We start from the raw sequence: 7,788 nt of genomic DNA on the forward strand, positions 1-7,788 counted from the left end.
TTTTATTAGGCAGACTTGCGATCGCGCTGACAGTAGTCCGAGCAATCAATTGCTTTTTCAGTTAGCACTAACGAAGGATGAATTGCACATTTCAAATGAGGGTTGTTAGCAAAAAAATTACAATTTTTGCAAGGAACTTGATTTAAACTTTTAATATTGACAGCAATTTCATTACGAGCAATTCTCCCTCTTTTAGATAGCATTAAAAATAATGCTGCCCAGCTTAAAATTAAACCAATAGGTCCCCAAACCATAAATATATGATCGGGAATATTCCCATTATTATTAGGTGGAGCATTGTCAACTTGTATTTCGCTCAATTGGGACTGCTCTAATTTATTGTTAGTTATGGAATACTCTGCACTAAGTTTATCTGCTTGCATAATTATTTTCCTCTCAGCCTTACAAATACTAACTAATCGGCGAATTACATACGTTTGCCAGCTATTTAATTTAATGAGTTTTAGCAATACTACTTTAAAATTTTACATTACAGATATAGGGAAGCACCCAAATTAGTATCTATAAATTGTATGATTTTTCTTACTTCAACTTATACCTCCAATTAATGAATTACATTACCTACTTCAGTATATAAAATTACAAATTAAGCAGATTTACAGGAAATGGTCTAAAAATATACTATTTAAATTCTAAAAATGCAGGATAACTTTTTCAAGAGCGATCGCTTATACTCAAAAACACTATTTATAAAAAAATATTCCTCATCCGCTATTCTGAACTAAAGTAAAAACAGAGGCAGATAATCTCAGTTTACTAAAAACATTAGAGTTTAAAGCTTATTTCCGCAAAATCTTCAAATTACAGTTAGTATCCGCTCGTTAGAAATAAATGAATTTTAAATAAAGTGCAAATAAGTTTACAAAAAGCAAAATATGCGCTCGCAAACCTCTGGTGGCGAGCAATAGTAATACTTATAGGTATAGGGTTATTCTTGAATTTAGTAGCCCATCTTTGGGTAGAAAGTCTATGGTTTCAAGAAGTCGGTTATCTACAAGTATTTTTACTACAACTAACTGCGCGTGGCGGACTGTGGGCGATTTCTTGTAGCGTCTCTGCTAGCTACTTACTAGGCAACCTAGCGATAGCAAGAAAGCTAACGCGCGTCAAGCCAGTGAAAGACCTGTCAGGGCGATCGCCACAAATAGAATTGAATTGGTTATTACCTTTAATTTTGGCATTAAACTTGCTAGTAGGGATACTATTGTTTCACTACATTCAAGTCGGGATAAATTACTGGCATGACGCAAATAGTTCGCTAGCGATCCCCAGGTTATTTACACCAGAATCGATCTGGCAAACTAGCAAGCAACTAAGCCCGTATTGGTATTTTGGTCTGGTTGGGGGACTTGCGATCGCTCTATCAGTGTACCCGCAGTTTTTGTTAAATGCGATCGCAACTCTCCTCAGCCTCATTATGGGTGTAATTTTGTCCGCACACTGGGCAAAATTGCTGCAATACATACGCCCTACTGCCTTTAACAGTTCGGAACCTGTATTTAATAGAGATATTAGCTTTTATATCTTTGCGCTACCAATTTGGAAATTATTAGAATTTTGGCTAGTGGGACTCTGCTTGTATAGCTTCGTCTCAGTTGCGCTTACCTACCTGCAAGCAGAAGATAGTGTAAGTCAAGGTCGCTTGCAGGGACTATCTCTCAACCAACAGCGTCATTTACTAGCACTAGGTAGCGCCTCAGTGTTAGTTGTAGCTTTCGGCTATTGGCTCAGTCGCTACGAATTACTGTACTCAAATCGCGGCGTAGCTTATGGCGCAAGTTATACAGATGTAAACTTTCAACTGCCAGCATACACTGTGCTGAGTCTAATTGCTTTGGCGATCGCCTTTTTATTACTATGGCAAGCAATTTTCTCAGTACCGAAGACTAACCATAAGTTTTTATTTACAGCAACGGGAATTTATGCAGCAACAGCGATCGCTAGTAGTTCCATTTTCCCATTAGCCATACAGCGCTTAATCGTACAGCCCAACGAATTAGCTAGAGAACGCCCTTACATCGAACGTAGTATCGCGCTCACTAGACTTGCTTTCGACCTAGAAAATATTGATGCTAGAACTTTTAATCCTCAAGGACAACTAACGTATGCTGATATTCAGGCAAACGATCTAACTATCCGCAATATTCGCCTTTGGGATCAAAGACCGTTATTAGAAACCAACCGTCAATTGCAGCAAATTCGTCTCTACTATCAATTTCCTGATGCGGACATCGATCGCTATACTTTAAAAGCAAATTTAACAGCACATTCTAGCAATTCTCCCGCCGTCGCCGAGAGGCAACAAACATTAATAGCTGCGCGAGAATTAGATTACAGCGCCGTACCCCAGCAAGCGCAAACATGGGTCAACCAGCGTCTAATATATACTCACGGTTACGGTTTTACCCTTAGTCCTGTAAATACAGTTGGTGCTGGTGGTTTGCCAGAGTATTTTGTTAAAGATATTGGCGATACAGGTAATGGGAGTTCTTTATCAACCTCTAACTCTGCGATCGCTTCTAGTATTCCGATTGGACAGCCTCGGATTTACTACGGAGAAATTACCAATACCTACGTCATGACGGGGACTAGAGTTCAGGAACTAGACTATCCCAGCGGTAACGATAACGTTTACAACACTTATGACGGTCGAGGCGGAATTAATATTGGTTCCTGGTGGCAGCGCAGTTTATTTGCTGCTTATTTAAAAGATTGGCAGATGTTACTGACGCGGAATTTTTTGCCGCAGACAAAGGTATTATTTAGGCGTAATATTACTCAAAGGATTCGGGCGATCGCTCCCTTTTTACAATACGATCGCGATCCTTATTTAGTAGTCGCCGATACGCAAATACCAGAGAATAAAGGAAATTACCTTTACTGGATCGTAGATGCTTATACGACAAGCGATCGCTATCCTTATTCTGATACTGGCGCTCAAGGAGTTAACTACATCCGCAACTCTGTAAAAGTTGTTGTCGATGCTTATCACGGTTCGGTTGATTTTTACGTAGCAGATCCTCAAGATCCAATTATTACTACTTGGCAAAAGCTGTTTCCTAGGTTATTCAAGCCACTTAATCAAATGCCAGCAAGTCTGCGTAGTCACCTGCGCTATCCAGTAGACTTTTTTAAGCTCCAAGCGGAGCGGTTGATGACTTATCACATGATCGATCCGCAAGTTTTTTACAATCGGGAAGATCAATGGCAGATTCCTAACGAGGTTTATGGCAACAAACCTCAGTTAGTAGAGCCGTATTATCTAATTACAAGTTTACCGACTGTACCCTTTGAAGAATTTATTTTGCTCTTGCCATATACTCCCAGTCAGCGGACTAACTTAATTGCATGGCTAGCAGCACGTTCCGATGGCGAAAACTACGGTAAATTGTTACTTTACGAATTTCCCAAACAGCAATTAGTCTACGGACCGGAGCAAATCGAGGCTAGGATTAACCAAGATCCAGTAATTTCGCAGCAAATTTCACTCTGGAATCGTCAAGGATCGAGAGCTATTCAAGGAAATCTGTTAGTAGTTCCGATTGAGCAATCGTTACTATATGTAGAGCCAATTTATTTAGAAGCAGATCAAAATAGTTTGCCTACATTAGTGAGGGTAGTTGTTGCCTACGAAAACCGCATCGTCATGGCAGAAACTTTAGAACAGGCTTTGCAGGCAATTTTTCAAGCCGAGGAAACCAATACTCCAGCGATCGTCCGTCCTGTTGAGGAACCTACTCAATAAAAAGGTGAAAAAATGCCGAGAATCTGCTATACTAATAATCCCGACTTAAATCGGTGGCGACATAGCCAAGTGGTAAGGCAGAGGTCTGCAAAACCTTTATCCCCCGGTTCAAATCCGGGTGTCGCCTTGTTTTACAGTGAAAATAATTAACTCAAATCCCAGATTTACCAGGTAGTTCAGGGTTTATTAATTAATGTAAATATACCCTAATATACCCTAATATACTTTAATGTACCTAGAAAGTTAGGCACGTTTTAGGCACGTGGACATCGCATCAAAACTTAATCAAGCCAATGGACGGTTAAGAGCCGGAAAGATCGGGGTAGCGATCCAAGTTAAGGGCGATCGCTTGTACCTTCGAGCTACTTTCCCGCCAAAGCCAGGAGCTACCAAGCAGCAGCCCCACCAACAGCGACTAGCTTTAGGATTCCATGCTAATCCTTCGGGCGTTTCTGCTGCCGAGGCTCAAGCCCGTAAAGTAGGCGCTCTGCTCGACGCACGGGAGTTTTCCTGGAGTGCTTACCTGGAAAATTCCGAGCAACTGCACACGATCGGCAGTTGGGTAGAGCGATTCGAGCGCCAGCACTGGGCAGAGGTGATACAGAATCAAGCTAGCCTGACAACTTGGAAAACTGGTTACTTACAAGTATTTAAAAAGTTGCCCGCTGCGGACCTACTAACGCTAGCAGCGCTGATCAACTACATTACTACAACTGAGCCTGACAGCCGGACCAGGAAACGAGCTTGCGACTACTGCTATAAGCTAGCTGAGTTTGCGGATCTAGAAGGCAGATCCGCAATCAAAAAATTGACGGGGACCTATTCGGCGGCGGCGGTTAATCCCCGATCGCTGCCAAGTGATGCTCAGATTGCTACTTGGCGGGGTAGCTTACCTCCTGGCTCTTGGCGGTGGGTTGTGGGAATGCTGGCTTGTTATGGGCTGCGCGGTCATGAGGTGTTTCGCCTGGACCTAGTTGATTTTCCCATCGTGCGCGTGCTGTCCGGCAAGACTGGCGCTAGATTCATTTACCCGCTATATCCAGAATGGGTTGAGGATTGGCAGCTAGAGCGAATAGATTTACCAAAACTGAGCTTGAGCTATAGCAATGCCAAACTAGGCACTAAGGTTGCTGGCTGGTTTTACGATCGCAAAGCCCCATTTAATGCTTACGATTTACGGCATTGCTACGCTCGGAGGTGCTTTGAATTTGGCATGGCTCCTGATTGGGCAGCGGGGCTGATGGGGCATTCGGTTAGAGTGCATCTCAATACTTACAGGGCTTGGATTGACGAACAGACTTACAGGCGGGTTTATCAGGCGATCTTAGGTAGAAGCGATCGCCCTCTGCCACCTACTCTTGTCTAATCAAGCGATCGAGTATCTCGTCTAGTCGCTTTACTATAGCGTTCAGGCTTGCCATTTGAACGTCGTTGCGTTCTCTGTACTGTTGAAAGTTAACGCGGTCTTCCTTGGCTGATTCTTCCCTTCTTTCAACTGCCGCCTCTAACCGCTCAAGACGATTCTGTATCAAATCAAAGTTAGTCATGATTAATCTTCTTGTTCTCCTAGCAATTCCCAGGGTGCATTCTGTATCAAGTCTTGGAATTCCAGTAAGCAATCCCAGGCGCGGGTGAATTTGAATTCGCCTTTTTGGGAAGGATTCTCGCCGTAGCTTTCTTTCTTATCAGTGATGAATTGATTTAAGGCTTTGAGGATAATTTCTTGCTTGTTTTCTTCCTCTCTACAAAAGCGCTCAATTACATCTGTTCTAGAGATGTTTTTAGAGTCACCAATATCTTTTAATTTCTGCCAAGCTACATCAGTTAATCTTACCGATCTGGTAACTTTAGGTTCCTCGTATCTTAGCGAAAATTCCCCATTCTCATTTCGATCCATTGTGCGAAGTAAGCTACTATTGTTCATAAGCTGATATCTGGTGGTACAGAAACAGCTTACCGTGCATATACATGGTTGTCAACACCCTGTATATGCACGGCAATAGATTTGTATAGTTAGCGTTAGCGGCTATTGGTTACTCGTTGTTATTTTCCTCTCCAAATAAATGATCCAGAATACGGCGGTTTTCTGTTTGTAAGCCTCGTATTTGTGCTGCCACAATTTCAAAATTCCTTTGGCTTGTTTCTAGTCCTTGCTGCTGAATAATAACAGTTTGCAATAGAGCTTCTGAGGTACTTCTGAGGTCTGCAACTGATGTCCGTAACTCAGTTACAGATGTACTTAAGTCGGAAACTGTAGAGGCAAGCGTGTCTAGTCTATCGTCTGTCCAACGTTCTATCGTCATTGGTAGAAGCTACCTATTATCTGGTGGTACATCAAACAGCATACCGTGCATATACATGGCTGTCAATACCTTGTATATGCACGGCTTTAATATTTGCTATTCCGTTCTTTTAACAAGCTTAGTATTTCATGAATTGATTGTCGTAAAAAGCAGAACTCTATTCTTAATTCTTGAAGTGCTACCCGTAATTCTTGTTCTGTAATCAAAGCTTTTTCTAATAAAGCTTCTGCTGATACTCTTAAGTTAATTGCCCTTGTACTTAAGGGTAATTCTGGATTATCCATTGGGTTAATATCCTTGTATATACGCGGTAAGACGTTTGTATTAGGTTCTCTAAAAGTCTTCTATCGGGTCTTTTAAATTTTCAGCCATTTGGTCGGCTTTCATGTCTTCATATAAATCTTCGTCATAATCTGGATCGTCAGAATCAAATCCCCACATAAGAGAGCAATCTTCGCATTTATGAAAATTAAATGCTCTATCAAAATAAGTATGATTCGAGCCACAACTAGGGCATTCTTCTGGTACTAGATCGCTATCAAGTTCATCAAACACTTTTGTTTCCTTAATCAATATATCTATCAATAAAATCTGAATATAGGCAGGTGTCGCGTAAACATTGACAGTCAATGGATTCTTCAACTATGTCTTCTCCAAAATCATCAAACTCTATAAAATGTTCGATTTCTATGTCTTCAGAAAAACATTTAGGGCAAACTCTGATAGACAGCCAATGAGTAAGTTCACTCAATTCATCTTCAGAGCAACGAGAATCTAAAAATCGTTGGACGATCGCATTTTCAAGCACAAAACTATTACCTCTTTTCCATTGGAATTTCTAGGGCAGCGCCACACCTGTCGCAATGCCAGCGATATCTGGGCTTGCTAGCTACTGCGCTTGTAGTGACGCGGTAATGTTTGCCAAGTTTAAGCAGTCCTTCTTTACGCAGCTTTCTTAGTTGGCGGGGTGATATGCCGAGGGCAGCGGCAGCGGTGTTGGTATCTGCCCAGGCGCTAGATAGTTGATTGGGCATATTTTCTAGGTCATAAGATAGAAATGTTTGGATAGTCCAAATTTCTCGACATCGCTCCATCGAAAGCGGTAAGTCTGTTCAGTATCGCCATCTAATGTTATCCAGCCCTTCTCTCCAGATTCTGATATTTGCTCTTCATCAAATTCAAGATTTCTGCCCTTAAAACTTATGTAGGGCTTTAGATCGAATTTTTCAAATAGTTCAGGTTTATGCTCGATTAAAAGATTTATTAAGCCCGATCGAGCGTTGGATATTGCCATCCCATCCTTTGGGGGAAGATCCCTCGGTGGGGTTGAGTCTGGATAGAAAGTATTGAAGATTTCCTGAGCGATCGCTTCTGCCTGCTCTCCAAAACTCAAGCTAACAAGTTTGGATAGTTGGTAAATGACGGCTTGAGCATTTTCGCCGTGATAGACCTGGCTACCGCCGCCATGCCAACCAATGACTGCTACCGAACGTTCTTCTCTGACCTCGACCTGGACGCGGCGGACAAAGGCTAGGTTGATGTATTCCCCATTAGGAAGTCTGATTATGTGCATAGCCGATCCGCCTCTATATTGAGCCTATCCCACTAATATAAAAATCTGAGCTAGAATCAACGTAAAGGAGAAATAGACAGAACAAAGAAGAAGGAAAATGGCAGGTAGGTTTGAGGGGTTGAGCGACTTGGAATGGAAGTTATTTG

10 protein-coding genes and 1 tRNA gene are annotated in these 7,788 nt (G+C 41.9%); 3 read left to right on the forward strand and 8 right to left on the reverse strand.

Going from position 1 to position 7,788, the window contains the following annotated elements; all coding sequences use genetic code 11:
* Positions 1-5: 5 nt before the first annotated feature.
* Positions 6-383 (reverse strand): hypothetical protein, encoded by a 378-nt coding sequence (locus UH38_RS08070; RefSeq protein WP_052672306.1) that lies wholly within the window; start codon positions 381-383, stop codon positions 6-8.
* A 485-nt stretch (positions 384-868) separates the two neighbouring features.
* On the opposite strand from UH38_RS08070, the gene UH38_RS08075 reads away from it, so the two are divergent.
* From UH38_RS08075 to UH38_RS08085, 3 genes are all read left to right on the forward strand, one after another.
* The gene (locus UH38_RS08075) at positions 869-3,766 is read left to right on the forward strand and encodes a UPF0182 family protein (protein WP_268748871.1); all 2,898 of its coding nucleotides are present in this window, start codon (positions 869-871) and stop codon (positions 3,764-3,766) included.
* 55 nt (positions 3,767-3,821) lie between these two features.
* Positions 3,822-3,893, forward strand: a tRNA-Cys gene (locus tag UH38_RS08080).
* 135 nt (positions 3,894-4,028) lie between these two features.
* The gene (locus UH38_RS08085; protein ID WP_045054116.1) at positions 4,029-5,132 is read left to right on the forward strand and encodes a site-specific integrase; all 1,104 of its coding nucleotides are present in this window, start codon (positions 4,029-4,031) and stop codon (positions 5,130-5,132) included.
* On the opposite strand, the gene UH38_RS08090 is transcribed toward UH38_RS08085, so the two are convergent.
* The 7 genes from UH38_RS08090 to UH38_RS08120 form a co-directional block, all read right to left on the reverse strand.
* Positions 5,119-5,313, reverse strand: a complete 195-nt coding sequence (locus UH38_RS08090; RefSeq protein WP_045054117.1) for a hypothetical protein — start codon at positions 5,311-5,313, stop codon at positions 5,119-5,121. The two genes, UH38_RS08085 and UH38_RS08090, sit on opposite strands and share 14 nt — an antisense overlap.
* Before the next feature lie 2 nt (positions 5,314-5,315).
* Positions 5,316-5,690, reverse strand: coding sequence for a hypothetical protein (locus UH38_RS08095; protein ID WP_045054118.1), 375 nt, complete (start codon positions 5,688-5,690; stop codon positions 5,316-5,318).
* Positions 5,691-5,799: 109 nt separating this feature from the next.
* Positions 5,800-6,069, reverse strand: a complete 270-nt coding sequence (locus tag UH38_RS08100; RefSeq protein ID WP_045054119.1) for a hypothetical protein — start codon at positions 6,067-6,069, stop codon at positions 5,800-5,802.
* Between the two features lie 86 nt (positions 6,070-6,155).
* Entirely contained in the window at positions 6,156-6,353 is a 198-nt protein-coding gene (locus UH38_RS08105; protein WP_045054120.1) for a hypothetical protein, read from the reverse strand.
* Positions 6,354-6,402: 49 nt separating this feature from the next.
* Positions 6,403-6,624 carry a hypothetical protein gene (locus tag UH38_RS08110; RefSeq protein ID WP_144405646.1) on the reverse strand — a complete coding sequence of 74 codons (222 nt, stop codon included), beginning with the start codon at positions 6,622-6,624 and terminating at the stop codon, positions 6,403-6,405.
* Positions 6,625-6,884: 260 nt separating this feature from the next.
* Positions 6,885-7,103 carry a helix-turn-helix domain-containing protein gene (locus tag UH38_RS08115; protein WP_045054122.1) on the reverse strand — a complete coding sequence of 73 codons (219 nt, stop codon included), beginning with the start codon at positions 7,101-7,103 and terminating at the stop codon, positions 6,885-6,887.
* A 5-nt stretch (positions 7,104-7,108) separates the two neighbouring features.
* Positions 7,109-7,642 carry a hypothetical protein gene (locus tag UH38_RS08120; RefSeq protein ID WP_045054123.1) on the reverse strand — a complete coding sequence of 178 codons (534 nt, stop codon included), beginning with the start codon at positions 7,640-7,642 and terminating at the stop codon, positions 7,109-7,111.
* Positions 7,643-7,788 lie beyond the last annotated feature (146 nt).

Origin of the sequence: Aliterella atlantica CENA595, from assembly GCF_000952155.1 — a bacterium.
GTDB lineage: Bacteria > Cyanobacteriota > Cyanobacteriia > Cyanobacteriales > Chroococcidiopsidaceae > Aliterella > Aliterella atlantica.

Bases quoted from the DNA above. Each gene is read 5' to 3' on its own strand.
- UH38_RS08100 (WP_045054119.1), bottom strand. From the start codon at position 6,069: ATGACGATAGAACGTTGGACAGACGATAGACTAGACACGCTTGCCTCT.
- UH38_RS08105 (WP_045054120.1), bottom strand. From the start codon at position 6,353: ATGGATAATCCAGAATTACCCTTAAGTACAAGGGCAATTAACTTAAGA.
- UH38_RS08120 (WP_045054123.1), bottom strand. From the start codon at position 7,642: ATGCACATAATCAGACTTCCTAATGGGGAATACATCAACCTAGCCTTT.
- UH38_RS08095 (WP_045054118.1), bottom strand. From the start codon at position 5,690: ATGAACAATAGTAGCTTACTTCGCACAATGGATCGAAATGAGAATGGG.
- UH38_RS08115 (WP_045054122.1), bottom strand. From the start codon at position 7,103: ATGCCCAATCAACTATCTAGCGCCTGGGCAGATACCAACACCGCTGCC.
- UH38_RS08090 (WP_045054117.1), bottom strand. From the start codon at position 5,313: ATGACTAACTTTGATTTGATACAGAATCGTCTTGAGCGGTTAGAGGCG.
- UH38_RS08070 (WP_052672306.1), bottom strand. From the start codon at position 383: ATGCAAGCAGATAAACTTAGTGCAGAGTATTCCATAACTAACAATAAA.